This is a genomic window from Actinoplanes aureus, assembly GCF_015704865.1.
GTDB lineage: Bacteria > Actinomycetota > Actinomycetes > Mycobacteriales > Micromonosporaceae > Actinoplanes > Actinoplanes aureus.
The window spans coordinates 237,961-255,334 of sequence record NZ_JADQTO010000006.1; the positions used below are offsets into that span (position 1 = coordinate 237,961).

Below are 17,374 nucleotides of genomic sequence, written 5' to 3' on the forward strand. Positions count from 1 at the left end.
GAAATCAGATCAGTGCGCGCAGCACGCTGATGCCGAGGAAGAGCACGATGAAGGCCAGGTCGATCGAGACGCCGCCGACCCGCAGCGGCGGCAGCACCTTACGGACCGGAGCCAGGATCGGCTCGGTCACCGCGGTCACGCCGCTCGTCGCCCGCGACCGGAACGACCCCGGCATCGCCGGACCGGCCAAGGCCACGCTCCAGTCGAGGACCGCACGTGCGACCAGCAGCAGCTGAACGACGAGCAGAACCAGGTTGACCAGGGCGAGTAGACCCATCAGTACCTCCAGCTGGGGGATGTTCCTCAACTATGCGATGGGTTCCTGTGGGCTTGCTGAGCAGCGGTTTCAGTTGAAGTGATCCGGGTGCGGCCCGGTGCGGCCGTCACTCTCCAAGCCGTCGATCGCGACCATCTCATCGGCCGACAACTCGAAGTCGAACAGCGCCAGATTCTGCCGGATCCGGTCCGGCGTCACCGACTTCGGGATGATCACCCGGCCCTGCTGCACGTGCCAGCGCAGCACCACCTGCGCCGGGGTGCGGTCGTGGGCGGTGGCGATCCGGGTCACCGCCGGGTCGTCGAGCACCCCGGCCTGCGCCAGCGGGCTCCAGGCCTCGGTCACCACACCGAGCTCGGCGTTCGCCTCCTGCGCGGTCCGCTGCTGCAGTCGCGGGTGCACCTCGATCTGGTTTACCGCCGGGACGGTGCCGCCCAGGCCGGCGACGGCCCGCAGGTGCTCCGGCAGGAAGTTGGAGACGCCGATCGCGCGTATCCGGCCCTGCTGGTAGAGGTTCTCCATCGCCCGCCAGGTGTCCAGGTACTTGCCGTGCTTCGGGGTCGGCCAGTGGATCAGGTACAGATCGAGCACGTCCAGCCCGAGCCGGGCCACACTGGCGTCGAACGCGCGCAGCGTCTCGTCGTACCCCTGATCGCTGTTCCACAGCTTGGTGGTGATGAACAGTTCGTCCCGCGGGATCCCGGACGCCTTCAGCGCGGTGCCGACGCCGGTCTCGTTCCCGTAGGCCGACGCCGTGTCGATGCTGCGATACCCGGCCTCCAACGCGGTGGCGACGGCGGCGGTGGTCTCCGTCTCCGGGATCTGGAAGACGCCGAAGCCGACCTGCGGCATCGAGATGCCGTTGTTGAGCGTGATGTCTGGCGTGGCCGCCATGCGGGCCCTCCCGAATTGGTCGCGGGCGCACCCTCCAGGCGCGCGAACGCCTCTACTTCTACCCCTTTTGGGTACGCGCTACCGCCGTCCCGCCCGCACGGCCCCGTCCCGCCGAGCCGCGCGACCCGGCAGGTGAGCCGGGCCGCACCGCGACCGCCGGGCCCATGCAGCGGGTCCGGCTCGCGGCGCCGCAGGCGGCCGGCCCGCCAGCGCGGCCGCCGGGTTTCCGGGCCGGGGTGGTGGGCGGCCGGCGTGGCCGGCGGGTGCGGGGGGTGTCGCGGTGCGCGGCCCGCGCCAGGTGCGGAGGGGGAACGCGAGTGCGAGCGGCGCCCGGGATCCGCCGTGCGGGCGCTCGGGGGAGGCGATCCCGGTGGGGCGGCGGCCGGTCGTGTCACCGGGGGCCGCAGCGGGCTGGTCGCCGGGGTGGTGCGCGGCGCGATCTGGTTGACCGCCGGGTTCGTCGGTCGCGGGACTTTCGGTGCTGCCGGGCAGGGGTGGTCGGACACGCCGCGTCAGGCTGTGTGCGTGAGCGCTCAGCAGACGCTCGGCCGGCCGTGGTGGCCCGCCGCGCCCTCTGCGGGAGATGAGCCCGCGCCGGAGCCCGCATGACGCGGTTGCGCCTGGCGGCAGCGGACCGGGAATCAGGCTCCGCGCGTGCCGGCTGGTGGCGGCGGCGGATCGCGGGAGTGATCGGGGGATGGGGCCGCGCGCGGTGGGGTGTGCCGCGGGGGCCGGGGGGATGGTGCCGCGCGCGGTGGGGTGTGCCGCGGGAGCCGGGGGGATGGTGCCGCGCGCCGTGGGGAGTGGCGGGGCGGCTGGGGGGATGGGGGATAGGCGGTCCGCCGGTGCGAGAGCCGGTGGCCGCGCCGGTGGGCTCACAGCCCGACCAGTCTGCGCGTCGGGGGCTGTCTCCGGCGGCCGGGCCGGTCCACTTCGCGGGACCGGACCTCCAGGTCGTGCGTCCGGCCGTCCGGTCCGGAGCGGACCTCCAGGTCGCGGGTGCGGCCGTCCGGACCGGGTGCGGGCGGTCGGATCGGTGCGGGTAGGCCACCGCCACCGGCGGTGACCTGCGGATTCAGGGGGCGGCCGGCCTCCCCGGAAGCCCCCGGCGGAGCGCCTTCGCCGGGGGTCGCGGTCGTGCTCCGGGATCCGTCAACCGGCATCGCCTCGGCTCGATTCATGGCGCTCATTATTGAGGAACGTCCATTTAACGCAAGGGCCTCATGGGGGCGTTTACGGCGCGGAAACAACTTTCCTCAGAACGGGTACGCCGGCGGCTTGTCCCGGACGGTGACCCAGCGGGTCTCGGTGAACGCCTCCACGTTGGCCGCCGCGCCACCGAAACGGGAACCGGTTCCGGAGGCCGAGACGCCGCCGAACGGGCTGTTCGCCTCGTCGCTGACGGTCTGGTCGTTGATGTGCACGATGCCGGTCGGGATCTGGTCGGCCAGGGCCAGGCCGCGCATCACGTCGCGGGTCACGATGCCGAGCGAGAGGCCGTACTCGCTGGCGGTGGCGAGCCGGACCGCCTCCTCGGTGTCGCGGAACCGCAGCACCGGCGCGACCGGCCCGAAGATCTCCTCGGTGAAGGCCGGGGTGTCGTCGGCGACGTCGGCGAGCACCGTGGGGGAGTAGAAGAGATCCTCGTACCGGCCGCCGGCCGCGACCCGGGCGCCGCGTTCGCCGGAACGGGTCACCACACTGTGGATCTTGTCGCGCTGCCCGGCGTCGATGATCGGGCCGAGCACCACGGTCTCCCGGTTCGGGTCGCCGACCGGCAGGGCCTCCGCCTTCGCCGCCAGCCGGGCCACGAACTCGTCGTAGATCCGCTCGTGGACCAGGTGCCGGCCGGTCGTCATGCAGATCTGGCCCTGATGGAACCAGGAACCGAAGGCCGCCGCGTCCACGGCCGCGCCGACGTCCGCGTCGTCCAGCACGACGAGCGCCGAGTTGCCGCCCAGTTCCAGGTGGGCTCGCTTGAGGTGCTGACCGGCCAGCGCGCCGACCCGGCGACCGGCCGCGGTGGAACCGGTGAACGAGATGACCCGTACCAGCGGGTGGGTGACCAGGGCCTCGCCGACGTCGGCGGCGCCGGGCAGCATCTGGAGGACGCCCTCCGGCAGGCCGGCCTCCTCGAAGATGCGGGCCAGGGTGACGCCGCCGGTCACCGCGGTCCGCGGATCCGGCTTGAGCAGCACCGCGTTGCCCAGCGCGAGGGCCGGCGCCACGGACCGGATGGCCAGGATGATCGGCACGTTGAACGGGGCGATCACGGCGACCACGCCGGCCGGGACCCGCCGGGACATCGAGAGGCGCGGCTCCTCGCTGGGCAGCAGCTCGCCGTACGGCCGGCTGGGCAGCCCGGCCGCCTCGTAGCACTCCTGCTCGGCGACGTGCAGCGCGAACCCGGCCATCGGCGGGATGGCGCCGACCTCGCGGACGTTCCACCGGGAGATCTCCTCGGCGTGCTCGGTCCACAGCCGGGCGGCCCGCCGGAGCACCGCCGCGCGGGCCGGGTGCGGGGTGGCGGCCCAGCTCTTCTGCGCCTCGGCGGCGCGCCGGGCGGCCTCGTCGACGTCTTCGGGCGTGGCCCGCCCGATCCGCCCGAGCACGTCGCCGGTCGCGGGTTCGACGACGTCGTACGCGTCACCTCGCCCCGGCTTCCACTCGCCGCCGATGAAGATGTTGCCGGTCCAGATTTTCTCGTCGAGGAGCATGGTCGCTCGCCTCCCGGTGCGCAGGGTGCGCTGACGGTAAGCCCATGTTTCCGGCAGATCAACGAGTTGTTCGGCTGATCCGAACGCGGATTCGGAGAATCAGAACCATCAGCGGTGACCGAGCCGGGTGGAGATCTCCGCGGCGGTGTGCCGCAGCGGCCGCTCCAGACGGGCGACCACGGTGTCCGCGGTGGTCGACCAGACGGTCAGGTGCACCGCGATGTTGACCGCGGCGACCACCTGCCCGGTCCGGTCGCGGACCGGTGCGGCGACCGAGCGCAGTCCCGACGCCAGCTCCTCGTCGTTCACCGCCACCCCGGACTGCCGGATCCTCGCCAGCGCGGCGGTGAGCTGCTCCCGGTTGGTGAGCGTCTTCGGCCCGCGGCGCGCGAAGTCGGTACGGTCCAGCAGCCCTCGCAGCACGCCCGGCTCCTGGTACGCCAGCAGCACCTTCCCCATCGACGTGCAGTACGCCGGCAGCCGCGACCCGACGTGCAGGTTCAGCCCCATCGCGAACCCGCCGGCCCGGCAGCTGCGCCGCCGCTCCACGTAGATGATGTCGGTGCCGTCGAGCACCGCCATGCTCACCGTGTACCCGGTCTCGTCCGCGAGCGCCTGCAGATACGGCGCCGCCACCCGGTTGATCTCCAGGGAGTTGACCGCGGCGAACCCGAGGTCGACCACCCGTGGCCCCAGCGAGTACTTCTTGGTCTCCGGGTCCTGCTCCAGGTAACCGAGCCGGGCCAGGGTGGCCACGTACCGGTGGGTGGTGCTCTTGTTCAGCGAGACGGCGCGGGACAGGTCGGCGATGCCGAGCACCGGCCGGGACTCGCTGAACGACGACAGGATCGTCAGGCCGCGCTCCAGGGACTGGGAGAACGCGGCGCTGGAGGTGGCTTCCTCGTCGGCGGTCATGCCGCATGGTAGCCACGCGTTCGGACAGCCGGAACGCGCTACCATCGCGAACGCTATGGACGGGGAGATCAGATCGCTGCGGCATCACCTGGATGGTCGCTGGGCGGCGGGCGCCAACGGGCGCACCTACGACAAGCGGAACCCGTGGACCGGCGAGGTCTTCGCCCAGGTCGCGGCGGGTGACGCCGACGACGCGACGGCGGCCGTCGAGGCCGCCCAGCGGGCCTTTCCGGCCTGGGCGGAAACCCCGCCGGTCCAGCGGCAGCAGATCATGTTGCGCGCGGCCGAGGCCCTGGACCGGCGGCGTGCCGAGGTACGCGCGCTGCTCGCCGCCGAGACCGGATGCGGCGTGCACTTCGCCACGATCCAGCTCGACTTCTGCGTCAACATGCTGCGGCAGGCGGCCGGTCTGGCGTACGCGCCGGCCGGCCAGATCCTCCCGTCGGACCTGGCCGGCACCCGCGCCCTCGCGATGCGCCGCCCGGTCGGCGTGGTCGCCGCGATCGCGCCGTGGAACGCCTCGCTGGTGCTGGCCGGCCGTGCCGTGGTGGCCCCGATCGCGGTCGGCAACACCGTCGTGCTGAAACCCTCCGAGGAGGCGCCGCTGACCGGCGGCACCCTCTGGGCCGAGCTGCTCGCCGAGGCCGGGCTGCCGGCCGGCGTACTCAACGTGGTCACCCACGCGCCCGGTGAGGCCGGCGCGATCGCCGACGTCCTGATCGCCGACCCGCGGGTACGCCGGATCAGCTTCACCGGCTCCACGGTCACCGGCCGGCGGCTCGCCGAGCAGGCCGGGCGCCACCTCAAGCGGGTGGTGCTCCAGCTCGGCGGCCACAACCCGCTGCTGGTGCTCGCCGACGCGGACCTGGCGTACGCCGTCGACGCCGCCACCTACGGCGCCTTCGTGCACACCGGCCAGACCTGCATGTGTGCCCGCCGGATCATCGTGGACTCCTCGATCGCCGCCGAGTTCACTGAACGGTTCGTCGAGCGGGCCGCCGCGCTGCCGGTCGGCGACCCGTCCGACCCCGGCACGGTGATCGGGCCGGTGATCAACGAATGGGCGTTGTCGCTGCTGGAACGCCGGGTCCACGAGGCCGTCGCGATGGGCGCCCGACTGCTCACCGGCGGTGTGCCGTCCGGTCGCTGCTTCCCGCCGACCGTGCTGACCGGTGTGCCGGCCACCGCCGAGCTGGCCTTCGACGAGACGTTCGGGCCGGTCGTGCTCCTGGAGGGGGCGGACGGTGCGGACGACGCGGTACGCCGGGCCAACGCCACCGACTTCGGGCTGACCGCGGGTGTCATCACCGGCGACACGTACCGGGGTCTCGACCTGGCCCGGCACCTGCAGGCCGGGATCGTGCACGTCAACGACCAGCCGGTCAACGACGAGCCGCAGATGCCGTTCGGCGGGGTGAAGGACAGCGGCGCGGGCCGGTTCGGGATGGGCTTCGCCGCCGAGGAGTTCACCCAGGTGCAGTGGGTGACCGCCCGTCAGGACCGGCGTACGTTCCCCTTCTAGGTGATCGAGCGGGCTAGGCGGCGGCCGCGGCCTGGTTGTTCCAGTTGGTGACCACGACGCCGAGCACGAAGATCTGCACCGGCAGCGGCAGGCCGGGCAGTTCGGCGGCGACGTCGCCGCGCCAGGCGCTGGTCCGCTTGATCCGGCCGATCACGGTTTCGCCGTCCATCAGCTGCTCGTCGCTGCCGCGCCACAGCGAGTCGCGCTTGAACTCGTAGGTCCGCCCACCGGCGTGCACCCGCCACTGCTTACGGCCGACCCGCTCGGCCTCGGCGAGCACCGCGTCCCGTGAGTCGGTCATCGTGTACCGCGTGCCCCAGCCGTTGGCGCCGATCCGGTAGGCGTGCCCGTCGAGTTCGAACCGTCCGCCGCTGGTCCAGGAGTTGCCGTCCCAGACCGCGATCGGGGTGGCGTCGTTGCTGATCTCGTACCGGTTCCGCCACATGCTCGTACGTCGCGCCTTCAGCATGCCGCCAGCATAGAAGCCGTTCGCTCGCTGGCGAGGAACTCGGCGAGCCGGGTGGCCGCGGCGGCCGGGGTGGACGAGGTCTCCCGGGCGGCGTGCAGGATCTTCGCCAGGGTGTCGCCGATCCCGTCGATCCGGGCGCTGATCTGTGCTTCGGTCTCGTGGTGCAGTTCGGCGGCGACGGCGTGCACGATGCCGCCGGCGCTGACCACCACGTCCGGCGCCCAGAGGATGCCCCGCTCGTGCAGCAGATCGGCGGTCGACAGGACGTCGAGCTGGTTGTTGGCCGGACCGGCGATCGCCGAGCAGCTCAGCCGCGGCACGGTGTCCGGGGTGAGCAGCCCGCCGAGCGCGGCGGGGATCAGCACGTCGACCTCGGCGGTCAGGCAGTCGTGCGGGTCGGTCCAGGTGGCACCGTACTCGGCGGCCACCTCGCGCCGGGACGGGTCGACGTCGGCGGCCACCAGGTGGGCCGCGCCGGCCGACGCGAGCAGCCGGAGCACATGCGTGCCGACGCGGCCCAGCCCGAGCACGGCGAAGCTGCGGCCGGTCAGGTCCGGCGAGCCGAACCGCTCGACGGCGACGGCGCGCAGGGCGGCCAGGACACCGGCGGCGGTGTGCGGGGAGGAGTCGCCGCTGCCGCCGGCCTCCGCCGGGCGGCAGAAGACGTGCTGGGTACGCTCGCCGATCGTCACCATGTCGGCGGGCCCGGTGCCCACGTCCGGGCCGGTGGCGTACGTCCCGTGCAGCCCGGCGATCACGTCCCCGGCGTCGAGCAGCGCGTCCCGCCGCCGGGCCGGGGTGAGAATATGCCCGGCCGGCAGCGCGATCACGGTCTTCCCGCCGCCGTGTGGCAGCCCGGCGAGGGCCGCTTTCCCGGTCATCGCGGCGGACAGGCGCAACGCGTCGTCGAGCCCGTCCCGCCAGTCCGGGTAGGCGGCCAGCCGGCATCCGCCGATCGCCTGCCCGAGGACCGTGGAGTGGACCGCGACGACGATCGGCACGCCGGACCGGTGGCCCCGCTCGACGACGACACGCTGGGGCTGGAACGACATGGCGGCCTCCCGTACATCTGCTGCTCGGTCGGCGTCGACGCTAGGACGTTGCCCGGACCCGGAACGAAGTCGCCGAACGAAATTCGGCTTGAGTGCGAAGATGGCGGCCGTGGACGACATTGATTCGGCGCTGGTACGAGAACTCCAGACGAACGCCCGGCAGACCAACCGGGACCTGGCGAGCGCGGTCGGCATCGCGCCGTCGACCTGCCTGGAACGGGTGCGGCTGCTGCGCGACCGGGGTGTGATCACCGGCTACCACGCGGAGGTGAGCCTGACCGCGCTCGGCCGGGAGGTCCAGGCGCTGCTGCATGTGCAGGTCCGGCCGCTGACCCGGGCGGTGATCGAGGGCTTCAAGTCGTACGCGGCCGGCCTGCCCGAGGTGCTGAGCGTCTTCGTGCTGGCCGGCGGCGACGACTTCCTGGTGCACGTCGCGGTGCCCAGTGTGGACAGCCTGCACGCGTTCCTGATGGACCGGTTCTCCGACCGCCGGGAGATCGTCGGGTTCCGCAGCTCGATCATCTACCAGCACGCCCGGAACCGGGTGATGGAGCCGCTCGACTAGATCTCAGCGCAACCAGGGCGGCGGGACCCGCACCGAGGCCATCCCCGCCGCCGTCGCCGCCTGCACGCCGAGGTCGGTGTCCTCGAAGACCAGGCACGCCTCCGGCGGCACGCCGATCAGCCGGGCGCCGAGCAGGTACGCCTCCGGGTCCGGCTTCGGGGTCACGTAGTCGCCCGCACAGACCAGCACCTCGAACCGATCCAGCAGCCCGAGCGCCTCGAGGGAGGCGACCACGGCCGGCCGGGTGCTGCCGGACACCACCCCGAACGGCACCCGCCGGTACGCGTCCTCGATGTGCCAGAGCACCCCCGGCACGGCTCGCATGTCGGCCAGCCCCGCCTGGAACACCTCTTCCTGCCGGGCGGCGACCGCCGCGACCGGCATCCGCAGGCCCTGCCGCTCGTTCAGTTCGGCGATGATGTCCGCCACCGGCCGGCCGCCCCACGCGTAGAACTGTTCCTCGGGAAAGTCGCACCCCCACTCGCCGAGCACGGTCTGCCAGGCGCGGTAGTGCACCGGCATCGAGTCGGTGATGGTGCCGTCGCAGTCGAAGAGGTAGGCCCGGAACTCGCCCGGAGGCAGGGGAAGCAGCACCGGCGCAGGGTAGCGGGCAGCGTCGATACCGCCCGGCGCGACGCTTCGGACAGTGGCGCGGCTTACCCGCGGCCCCGCGGCGTGGCAGGTTTGACGGCATGGACTATCGCCGAACGTACCGGTCCGCGGCCATCGCCTTCGCCGACCTGGTCTCCCGCATCCCGCCGGACCGCCTGGACGGCCCGGGTCTCGGCGACTGGACGCTGCGGGACCTGCTCGGGCACACCGTCAGCTCGGCGCTGCGCCAGGTGCCGGTGGTGCTGTCCGAGAAGGCACCCACGCTGCTGGTCGGTTCCCCGGAGGGCTACTTCGCGGTGGCCCGCAGCGCCCCGCCGGAACTCGTAGCGGCCGCCCGGTCGGCGTCCACCGACGACGCCCGGGACACCGGAAAGGCGCTCGGCGACCAGCCGTCGACCCTCATCAGCGACTACATCGGCCGCGCCACGTCGGCCCTGGCCGGCGCCGGCGACGACGACCTGGTGGCCACGCCGGCCGGCGGCATGCGGGTCCGCGACTGGTTGCCGACCCGCACGTTCGAGCTGGTCGTGCACGGCACCGACATAGCGGCGGCGGCCTCCGAGCCGATCTCCTTCGACGCCGGCACCCTCGCCGAGGCCGCATCACTCGCGGCCCGCATGGCCGTCGCCGCCGGCGACGGCCCCGAGCTCCTGCGCGCCCTCACCGGCCGCACATCCCTCCCGGCGGGCTTCTCCGTGATCTAAAACATCCTCGGTACGCGTGACCGCCCGTCCGGTGAAACCGGGACCGTCCCGCCCTACCACCAGCCGACCGCAACCGGCCCTGCAAACCGCAAGCGAACGGCTCCACCCGGCCCGGCGGTCGCGGTAAGGCCGTGCGGCTGCGGCTGGTCGCGTGGCTCGGCGGGACGGTGCGGAGCGGCCGGGACGGCCGCTCCGCGTACCCCTCAAAGAACCTGCTCAGCCAACGGCAGAGGGTTACCGAACCGGTGTGCGGTGATGCTGACCGCCTGCTCGCGCAGGAACGGCAGCAGCTCCACCCGCCCGGCCTCGGTCACCGGGCCGGACCAGACCGCCAGGTCGGGCCGTCCGGCGGTGGCCTCGGCCAGCGCGGCGGCGTCGCCGCCGATCAGCCGGAGCCGGCCCGCGCCGAGCTTCGCGGTGAAGGTCGCGTCGTCCTCGACCACCGCGTCGCGCAGCTTCGCGGCGAGCACGGCGGGCAGCGGCTCCGCGGTGGAGACGTGCGGGTCGGCGCCGGCCAGGGTGCCAGCGGCCAGGACACGGATCAGGTCGGCGATCGAGCCGCCGGCGGCCAGCCGGACCGTCACCGGGCAGGGCAGGTAGCGCAGGACGTTGCGTTCCGACTGGAGCCCGGAGACGTCGGCGGCCGCGATCGGGAAGGCCGCGTCGCTGCGGGCGGCGCGCTGGAGGGCGGCGAACTCGTCGGCGGTGACCAGCGGCTCGGCCGCGGCGAGCAGTTCCCGCACGCCGGGGTGGTCGATCGAGGCGGTGGCGGTGGCCGGGCGGGACTCCCAGCCGGTGAGGCCGACCAGGTAGTTCGGGCCGCCGGCCTTGGTGCCGGGGCCGACCGCCGAGCGCTTCCAGCCGCCGAACGGCTGCCGCTGGACGATGGCGCCGGTGATGCCCCGGTTGACGTAGAGGTTGCCCGCCTGCACCCGGTCCAGCCAGGTGCGGATCTCCGTCTCGTCGAGCGAGTGCAGGCCCGACGTGAGACCGAAGTCCACGTCGTTGACCAGGTCGATCGCCTCATCCAGCGTGTCGGCCGTCATGATGCCGAGGATCGGTCCGAAGTACTCGGTCCGGTGGTACTCCGAACCGCGCCGCACCCCGTCCCGGACACCCGGGCTCCACAGCTTGCCGGTGTCGTCCAGCTTGCGCGGCTCGAGCAGCCACTTCTCGCCGGGGCCGAGCGTAGTGAGGCCGTCCAGGAGTTTGCCGGCGGCCGGTTCCACGACCGGGCCGACCTGGCTGCGCGGGTTCGCGGGGTAGCCGACCTCCAGCGACGACACCGCGTCGAGGAGCTGGGTGCGGAACCGCGCGGAGCGGGCCACCGAACCGACCAGCACGACCAGGGAGGCGGCCGAGCACTTCTGGCCGGCGTGGCCGAACGCGGACGACACCACGTCCTTGACGGCCAGGTCAAGGTCGGCGCTCGGGGTCACGATTATCGCGTTCTTGCCGCTGGTCTCGGCGAGCAGCGGCAGGTCGCGGCGGAACGAGCGGAACAGTTCGGCGGTCTCGTACGCGCCGGTCAGGATCACCCGGTCGACGAGCGGGTGGGCGATCAGTTCCCGGCCCAGCGTGGCCTCGTCGACCTGGACCAGCGTGACCATGTCCGGGTCGGCGCCGGCGGCGGAGAGCGCGTCACGCACGATGCCGGCCAGGACGGTGCCGCAGCGTTCGGCCGGGCCGGCCGGCTTGAGCACCACCGAGGAGCCGGCGGCGAGGGCGGCCAGCACCGAACCGGCCGGAATGGCGACCGGGAAGTTCCACGGCGGCGTGACCAGGGTGAGCCGGACCGGGACCGGGACGGCGCCGTCGGTCCGCTGCAACTCGGCGGAGAGCTCGGCGTAGTAGTGGGCGAAGTCGATCGCCTCGGAGATCTCCGGGTCGGCCTGGTCGACGGTCTTGCCGGCCTCGGCGGCCATCACCTCCAGCAGCGTGTCCCGCTGCTTCTCCAGGGCGTCACCGATGAGGTGCAGCACGGCACGGCGGTCGGCGCCACCCCAGTTCGCCGCGGCGGCCTTCTCCAGGGTCTCGTCGAGGTGCTCACGGCTGGTGATCCGGGGGACCGCCAGGCCGAGGGTGGACTCCTCGACGCGGCCCAGGATCGCGCGGAACTGGTCCCGGTTGACGGCCACGGCCGGGTCGGTGTCCGGTGAGTTGACGAACCTGCCGGGCTCGCTGCGCGGGACGGCGGCGTAGCGTTCGGCGACCCGCTTCGGCGCGGGCACCGTCTCGTCCAGGTCACGCAGTGAGGCGAGGAACCGCTCCTGCTCGCGGGCGAAGAGCTGCTCGTTCTGGTGCAGCTCGAACACGGCGGACATGAAGTTGTCCGAGCTGGCGCCCTCTTCGAGACGGCGGATCAGGTAGGCGATGGCTACGTCGAACTGCTCCGGGCGTACCACCGGGGTGTAAAGCAGCAGCCCGCCCACCTCGCGCCGGACCGCCTCGGCCTGGCCTTCGGCCATGCCGAGCAGCATCTCGAACTCGATGCCGGCACGCACGTCGCGCTCACCCGCCAGAACCCAGGCGTACGCGACATCGAACAGGTTGTGCCCGGCCACACCGAGCCGCACGTTGCGGATCCGGTCCGGGTGCAGCGCGTAGTTCAGGACCCGCTTGTAGTTGGTGTCGGTGGCCTGCTTGCTGTCGCAGGTCGCCACCGGCCAGCCGTGCAGTTCCGCCTCCACCCGCTCCATCGGCAGGTTGGCGCCCTTGACCAGGCGTACCTTGATCCCGGCGCCACCACGCTCGCGCCGCGCCGCGGACCAGGCCTGCAGGCGCATCATGGCGCTCAGCGCGTCCGGCAGATACGCCTGGAGCACGATCCCGGCCTCCAGGCCGAGCATGTCCGGCCGGTCGAGCAGCCGGGTGAAGACCGCGATCGTCAGGTCGAGATCCTTGTACTCCTCCATGTCCAGGTTGACGAACTTGCCGGTCCGCGCGGCCAGGGTGAACAGCGGAGTCAGTTCCTCGACGATGTCCGTGACGGACTCGTCGAACGCCCACGGGTTGTGCGGTGCGACCGTCGACGACACCTTGATCGACACGTAGTCGACGTCGTCGCGGGCCAGCAGGCGCTCGGTGCTCTTCAGCCGCTGGGCGGCTTCCCGGCGGCCGAGGACGGCTTCGCCGAGCAGGTTGACGTTGAGCCGGACGTCGCGCTTCTTGATGCGCTTGATGGCTCTGCCCAGGCGCGCGTCGGTGGCGTCGACGATCAGGTGGCCGACCATGTGCCGGAGCACGCGGCGGGCGATCGGGACCACCACGCCGGGCAGCACCGGCGCGAGCCGGCCGCCGAGCTTCACCGCGGCGCGCTGGTACGCCGGCAGGAACGTGGGGATGTCCTTGGCCAGCGTATTGAGGGCGCGGGCGCTGACCCGCAGATCCTCCGGGCGGACCACACCGTCGACGAAGCCGACGGTGAACGCCAGCCCCTTCGGGTCGCGCAGCACGCCGGCGAGCTGCGCTGCCGAACCGCCGACGGGGACGTCCGCCGCCTCGCGCAGCCAGCGCCGGACCAGGGCGATCGTCTCTTCGGCGATCTCAGACATCGGGATGCTCCTTCCGGTTTCCGCCACAGTGTGTTCCCTGTTCTCCGGTTAGGAAAAGCGATGCTTTATGACCGGTGTTCTTAAGTTCAGCTAACCTATGGGCTCATGCTGGAGATTCGCCGCCTCGTGCTGCTCCGCGAGCTCGCCATCCGCGGCACCATCGCCGCCGTCGCCGAGGCGCTGAACTTCACCCCGTCCGCGGTGAGCCAGCAGCTCAGCCAGCTGGAGAAGGAGACCGGCACCCAGCTGTTGCGCAAAGCCGGCCGCCGGGTCCAGCTCACCCCGCAGGCCGAGGTGCTCGTCGCCTCCGTCGGCGAGGTCCTGGACACCCTCGAACGGGCCGAGGCCCGCCTGCAGGCCGCCGCCACCCGGGTCACCGGCCGGGTCCGGGTCGCGGTCTTCCAGTCCGCGGCCCTGGCCTTCATGCCGGCCACCCTGCGCGCCATGGCCCTGCGCCACCCCGACGTACGCGTGGAGATGGTCCAGCGCGAACCCGAGGAAGCCCTCCGGGAAACCTGGGCGCGCGACTTCGACATGGTCGTGGCTGAGCAGTACCCGGCACACGCCGCGCCACACCACCCCGGCCTGGACCGCCGCGACCTCACCACCGACGCGATCCGGCTGGCCCTGCCGTCGGTCGCGTCCTCCCTGCACCCGGTCGACTCGCTCTCCTCCGCGCGGCACATGCCCTGGGTGATGGAACCGCGTGGCGCCGCCTCCCGGCACTTCGCCGAACAGGCCTGCCGCCGCGCCGGTTTCGAACCGGACGTGCGCTACGAGACCGCGGACCTGCAGGCCCACATGCGCCTGGTCGAGTCCGGCAACGCGGTGGCGCTGATCCCGGACCTGGTGTGGGCGGGCCGCTCGACCTCCTGCCGCCTGCTGGAGCTGGCGGAGCAGCCACGCCGCACCATCTTCACCGCCCAGCGCCTGGCCGGTGCGGCCTCGCCGGCCGCCCGCGCCTTCCGCGACACCCTGCAACAGGTGGTCCGGGAGGCCCAGCCGGCCGGCCCGGCCTAGCGGTGATCTCGGCCCAACCTCAATGCTGTCTCAACGGCCTCAAGACAACACTCAGGTTGGGCCCGAGAAGATCCGGCCGGCAGGCCGTGCTCAGGCCGGGATGATGGCGACGCCGGCGGTGCGCAGGGCGCGCAGCACCGGATGGTCCGCCGGAGCGTCGGTGATGACGCCGCTCACCGCGTCGGGGGTCAGCACGGTGAAGGGTGAGGCGGCGCCGATCTTCTCGCTGGAGGCCAGCACGTACGTGTCGGCGGCCCGGCCGGCGAGGGTGCGTTTCATGGCGGCCTCGTCGGCGTCGCCGGTGGTGAGGCCGGCCTCGTGGTGGACGCCGGTGACGCCGAGCAGGAACAGGTCGGCGGAGATCCGCTGGGCGGCTTCGGCGGCGGCCGCTCCGCAGGTGACCGCGGAGTGCTTGAAGAGCCGGCCGCCCAGGACGTAGACGTCGACGGCGGCGTGGGTGACCAGTGCGGCGGCGACGGTGGGGCTGTGGGTGACCACGGTGGCGTGCAGGTCGGCGGGCAGGGCGGCGGTGACGGCGAGAGCGGTGGTGCCGCCGTCGAGCAGGACCGTGCTGCCGGGCCGGATCAGGGCGGCGGCCGCGGCGGCGACCCGGTCCTTGCTGGAGGTGGCGACGGTGGTCCGGGCCGCGTAGTCGGCGACTGCCGGCGAGACGGGCAGGGCACCGCCGTAGACGCGCTGGCACAGGCCGGCGGCGGCGAGCTCGCGCAGGTCGCGCCGGATGCTGTCCTCGGCCACGCCGAGCTCGGCGGCGATCTCCTTGGCCACCAGCTTGCCGTCGGTGTGCAGCCGGGCCAGGAGGAAGTCACGTCGTTCCGCCGCCAGCATCCGTGATTCTCCTTATTGTTGTCGACTGTTGCGCGTTTTGCAGTGTAGGTTCCCGGTCGTGACGAAGCCAATGCCGAACCATCCCGGCCTCGACGTGCCGGACGCCCGCGGTCGTACCGGGCTGGATCAAGTAGGCCGGGATCTGGCCGGCAACCCGGACGTGGTGATCCGCGATGTGGAATTGCTGGCGGCGGCCTGGCATGTGCTGCGCCGGACCACGTACGACTACCGGCGGCGGGACGGGAGCTGGAGCCGTGAGCAGCGGGAGACCTACGACCGTGGGGACGGCGCGACCGTGCTGCTCTACGACCCGCACCGGGAGACCGTGCTGCTGACCAGGCAGTTCCGGTTCCCGGTGTACGTGAACGGCCACCCTGACGGGATGTTCCTGGAGACCGCGGCCGGCCTGCTCGACGGCGACGACCCGGCCGCGGCGATCCGGCGGGAGGCGAGCGAGGAGCTGGGCGTCGAGGTGGGCGCGCTGGAGCCGGTCTTCGCCGTGTGGACCAGTCCGGGCTCGGTGACCGAGCGGGTGCACTGCTTCGCGGCGGCGTACAGCGCGGAGTCGCGGGTCGGTGCCGGCGGTGGGCTGGCCGGCGACGGCGAGGACATCGAGGCGGTGGAGTTGCCGTTCGCCGAGGCGCTGAGGCGGATCGACTCCGGAGAGATCGCCGACGCCAAGACGATCATGCTGGTGCAGTGGGCCGCGCTGCGTGGGCCGTTTCGCCACTTGACATCGATCTGAACGAATCATTGGATGTTACCGGGAGGTAACGCGATGATCGTTCGTGCCGCCGCAGTCGTGGTTTCCCTGATCGCCGGGATGTTGTTCGGCGTACCGGCAGCCGCCGCCGAGGTCTGTACCGCACCGACACCGAGCACTACACAGCCCGGCTATCTGGTGGCCGATCCGGACTGCGATGTGGACGGTACGCCGTTCACCGCACTGCCCGGAGCGCGTACGCGTACCGGGATCCGGGACGGCGCCGCCTACCGGATCGAGATACCGGAGCGCTGGAACGGCCGGCTGGTGCTGTACGCGCACGGCTACCGGGGTACCGGCACCACGGTGTACGTCGGCAGCCCGGACCTGCGCCAGCACTACGTGAGCAACGGGTACGCCTGGGCCGCGTCCAGCTACGCCACCAACGGTTACGACGTGGGGCAGGGCGTCCGCGACTCGTACGCGTTGATCGGCCTCTTCAAGGAGGTGACCGGCCACTCGGCACGCAAGGTCTACATGACCGGCGACTCGATGGGCGGTCACATCACCGCGGTGGCGATCGAGGAGTATCCGCGGGCGTTCGCCGGTGCCATGCCGACCTGCGGGGTGCTCGGCGACGTGGAGCTCTTCGACTACTTCCTGGACGCCAGCGTGACGGCCGCCGCGCTCGCCGGGGTGCCGACCTCCTTCCCGGTGGAGCCGGCCGCGTGGGCCGCGCAGGTCGCACAGATCAAGCCCGCGCTCGGCCTCCCGGCACCGCTGACCGGCGCCGGGCAGGTCTGGTCCGACGTGGTGGAGCGGCGCAGCGGCGGCGAGCGGCCGGGATTCGAGTCGTCGTTCCGGTACTGGAACACCGCACAGCAGGGTGGGCTGCCGTTCCTGTTCAGCGTGAACCCGGCCACCTCCGGCGGCACGGCGGGCATCGCGCCCGGCAACCTCACCGACAACCGGCACACGTTCTACCGGGCCACCGACAAGGCCTGGCCGACCGCCGTGGAGTGGCAGCTCAACCGGGACGTGCTGCGGGTACGGCGTACCGCGGTGGCGGATCCGGGTCTGGCCGGCGTGCCCCGGATCGACGGCCGGCCGCCGGTGCCGGTGCTGTCCCTGCACGGCATCGGCGACCTGTTCGTGCCGTTCTCGATGGAGCAGGAGTACGCCCGGGAGGCGCGCCGCAACGGGCGGTCGCATCTGTTCGTCTCGCGGGCGATCCGTGACGTGGCGCACTGCGGGTTCGCCCTGGCCGAGCGGCAGCGCGGCTTCGACGACCTGGTCCGCTGGGTGGAGACCGGCCGCCGGCCGGCCGGGGACGCGATCCTGGACCGGCGCGCGGTGGCGAGCGCGAGCTTCGGCTGCCGGTTCACCGAGGCGGTACGCCCGCTGTTCGTCGCACCCGCCTGCCCGGCCCGCTGACGCCGGCGCGCCGGCCGGGCTCCTCCGGCCGGCGCGCTGTGCGGGTCGATCAGGCGGCGCGTGCGTAACTCGATGCCGGTGGATACCTTC

Annotated in this window: 16 protein-coding genes; 6 read left to right on the forward strand and 10 right to left on the reverse strand. The window is 72.6% G+C overall.

From position 1 onward, the window contains the following. Positions 1–4: 4 nt before the first annotated feature. From I4J89_RS15135 to I4J89_RS15155, 5 genes are all read right to left on the reverse strand, one after another. Positions 5–277 (reverse strand): YggT family protein, encoded by a 273-nt coding sequence (locus tag I4J89_RS15135; protein WP_196414585.1) that lies wholly within the window; start codon positions 275–277, stop codon positions 5–7. A gap of 69 nt (positions 278–346) precedes the next feature. Continuing rightward, positions 347–1,171 (reverse strand): aldo/keto reductase, encoded by an 825-nt coding sequence (locus tag I4J89_RS15140; protein WP_196414586.1) that lies wholly within the window; start codon positions 1,169–1,171, stop codon positions 347–349. A gap of 875 nt (positions 1,172–2,046) precedes the next feature. Beyond that, positions 2,047–2,352: a hypothetical protein gene (locus tag I4J89_RS15145; RefSeq protein ID WP_196414587.1), complete on the reverse strand. Its 306-nt coding sequence runs from the start codon at positions 2,350–2,352 to the stop codon at positions 2,047–2,049. Positions 2,353–2,427: 75 nt separating this feature from the next. Next, positions 2,428–3,888 carry a benzaldehyde dehydrogenase gene (locus I4J89_RS15150; protein ID WP_196414588.1) on the reverse strand — a complete coding sequence of 487 codons (1,461 nt, stop codon included), beginning with the start codon at positions 3,886–3,888 and terminating at the stop codon, positions 2,428–2,430. Positions 3,889–3,996: 108 nt separating this feature from the next. Next, positions 3,997–4,803 (reverse strand): IclR family transcriptional regulator, encoded by an 807-nt coding sequence (locus I4J89_RS15155; RefSeq protein WP_196414589.1) that lies wholly within the window; start codon positions 4,801–4,803, stop codon positions 3,997–3,999. 55 nt (positions 4,804–4,858) lie between these two features. Here I4J89_RS15155 and I4J89_RS15160 point away from each other — a divergent pair, with 55 nt between their 5' ends. Beyond that, positions 4,859–6,325, forward strand: coding sequence for an aldehyde dehydrogenase family protein (locus I4J89_RS15160; protein WP_196414590.1), 1,467 nt, complete (start codon positions 4,859–4,861; stop codon positions 6,323–6,325). A gap of 13 nt (positions 6,326–6,338) precedes the next feature. On the opposite strand, the gene I4J89_RS15165 is transcribed toward I4J89_RS15160, so the two are convergent. Both I4J89_RS15165 and I4J89_RS15170 read right to left on the reverse strand, forming a co-directional pair. Then, positions 6,339–6,794 (reverse strand): hypothetical protein, encoded by a 456-nt coding sequence (locus I4J89_RS15165; RefSeq protein ID WP_196414591.1) that lies wholly within the window; start codon positions 6,792–6,794, stop codon positions 6,339–6,341. Further along, positions 6,788–7,846, reverse strand: coding sequence for a Glu/Leu/Phe/Val dehydrogenase family protein (locus I4J89_RS15170; protein WP_196414592.1), 1,059 nt, complete (start codon positions 7,844–7,846; stop codon positions 6,788–6,790). The genes I4J89_RS15165 and I4J89_RS15170 overlap by 7 nt, the downstream gene beginning before the upstream one ends. A gap of 100 nt (positions 7,847–7,946) precedes the next feature. Between I4J89_RS15170 and I4J89_RS15175 the strand changes: the two genes are divergently transcribed. After that, complete coding sequence (locus tag I4J89_RS15175) at positions 7,947–8,411, forward strand: Lrp/AsnC family transcriptional regulator (protein WP_230858968.1); 465 nt, start codon at positions 7,947–7,949, stop codon at positions 8,409–8,411. A 3-nt stretch (positions 8,412–8,414) separates the two neighbouring features. Here I4J89_RS15175 and I4J89_RS15180 read toward each other — a convergent pair whose 3' ends face one another. Next, positions 8,415–9,005, reverse strand: coding sequence for an HAD family hydrolase (locus I4J89_RS15180; protein ID WP_196414594.1), 591 nt, complete (start codon positions 9,003–9,005; stop codon positions 8,415–8,417). Positions 9,006–9,103: 98 nt separating this feature from the next. Between I4J89_RS15180 and I4J89_RS15185 the strand changes: the two genes are divergently transcribed. After that, a complete protein-coding gene (locus I4J89_RS15185) occupies positions 9,104–9,727 on the forward strand; it encodes a maleylpyruvate isomerase N-terminal domain-containing protein (RefSeq protein WP_196414595.1) in 624 nt (207 codons plus the stop codon). A 203-nt stretch (positions 9,728–9,930) separates the two neighbouring features. Here the strand turns inward: I4J89_RS15185 and I4J89_RS15190 are convergent, their stop codons facing one another. After that, complete coding sequence (locus I4J89_RS15190; RefSeq protein ID WP_196414596.1) at positions 9,931–13,281, reverse strand: bifunctional proline dehydrogenase/L-glutamate gamma-semialdehyde dehydrogenase; 3,351 nt, start codon at positions 13,279–13,281, stop codon at positions 9,931–9,933. A 105-nt stretch (positions 13,282–13,386) separates the two neighbouring features. Here I4J89_RS15190 and I4J89_RS15195 point away from each other — a divergent pair, with 105 nt between their 5' ends. After that, positions 13,387–14,301: a LysR family transcriptional regulator gene (locus I4J89_RS15195; RefSeq protein WP_196414597.1), complete on the forward strand. Its 915-nt coding sequence runs from the start codon at positions 13,387–13,389 to the stop codon at positions 14,299–14,301. Positions 14,302–14,391: 90 nt separating this feature from the next. Here the strand turns inward: I4J89_RS15195 and I4J89_RS15200 are convergent, their stop codons facing one another. After that, entirely contained in the window at positions 14,392–15,147 is a 756-nt protein-coding gene (locus I4J89_RS15200; protein ID WP_196414598.1) for a DeoR/GlpR family DNA-binding transcription regulator, read from the reverse strand. A gap of 58 nt (positions 15,148–15,205) precedes the next feature. Between I4J89_RS15200 and I4J89_RS15205 the strand changes: the two genes are divergently transcribed. Further along, a complete protein-coding gene (locus I4J89_RS15205; protein WP_309238327.1) occupies positions 15,206–15,892 on the forward strand; it encodes an NUDIX domain-containing protein in 687 nt (228 codons plus the stop codon). A gap of 33 nt (positions 15,893–15,925) precedes the next feature. Further along, the gene (locus tag I4J89_RS15210) at positions 15,926–17,284 is read left to right on the forward strand and encodes an alpha/beta hydrolase family protein (RefSeq protein ID WP_230858969.1); all 1,359 of its coding nucleotides are present in this window, start codon (positions 15,926–15,928) and stop codon (positions 17,282–17,284) included. Positions 17,285–17,374 lie beyond the last annotated feature (90 nt).

Coding starts and splice junctions, on each gene's coding strand:
- I4J89_RS15155 (WP_196414589.1), bottom strand. CDS start 4,803: ATGACCGCCGACGAGGAAGCCACCTCCAGCGCCGCGTTCTCCCAGTCC.
- I4J89_RS15160 (WP_196414590.1), top strand. CDS start 4,859: ATGGACGGGGAGATCAGATCGCTGCGGCATCACCTGGATGGTCGCTGG.
- I4J89_RS15195 (WP_196414597.1), top strand. CDS start 13,387: ATGCTGGAGATTCGCCGCCTCGTGCTGCTCCGCGAGCTCGCCATCCGC.
- I4J89_RS15190 (WP_196414596.1), bottom strand. CDS start 13,281: ATGTCTGAGATCGCCGAAGAGACGATCGCCCTGGTCCGGCGCTGGCTG.
- I4J89_RS15170 (WP_196414592.1), bottom strand. CDS start 7,846: ATGTCGTTCCAGCCCCAGCGTGTCGTCGTCGAGCGGGGCCACCGGTCC.
- I4J89_RS15210 (WP_230858969.1), top strand. CDS start 15,926: ATGATCGTTCGTGCCGCCGCAGTCGTGGTTTCCCTGATCGCCGGGATG.
- I4J89_RS15200 (WP_196414598.1), bottom strand. CDS start 15,147: ATGCTGGCGGCGGAACGACGTGACTTCCTCCTGGCCCGGCTGCACACC.
- I4J89_RS15135 (WP_196414585.1), bottom strand. CDS start 277: ATGGGTCTACTCGCCCTGGTCAACCTGGTTCTGCTCGTCGTTCAGCTG.
- I4J89_RS15140 (WP_196414586.1), bottom strand. CDS start 1,171: ATGGCGGCCACGCCAGACATCACGCTCAACAACGGCATCTCGATGCCG.
- I4J89_RS15145 (WP_196414587.1), bottom strand. CDS start 2,352: ATGAATCGAGCCGAGGCGATGCCGGTTGACGGATCCCGGAGCACGACC.
- I4J89_RS15165 (WP_196414591.1), bottom strand. CDS start 6,794: ATGCTGAAGGCGCGACGTACGAGCATGTGGCGGAACCGGTACGAGATC.
- I4J89_RS15150 (WP_196414588.1), bottom strand. CDS start 3,888: ATGCTCCTCGACGAGAAAATCTGGACCGGCAACATCTTCATCGGCGGC.
- I4J89_RS15175 (WP_230858968.1), top strand. CDS start 7,947: ATGGCGGCCGTGGACGACATTGATTCGGCGCTGGTACGAGAACTCCAG.
- I4J89_RS15185 (WP_196414595.1), top strand. CDS start 9,104: ATGGACTATCGCCGAACGTACCGGTCCGCGGCCATCGCCTTCGCCGAC.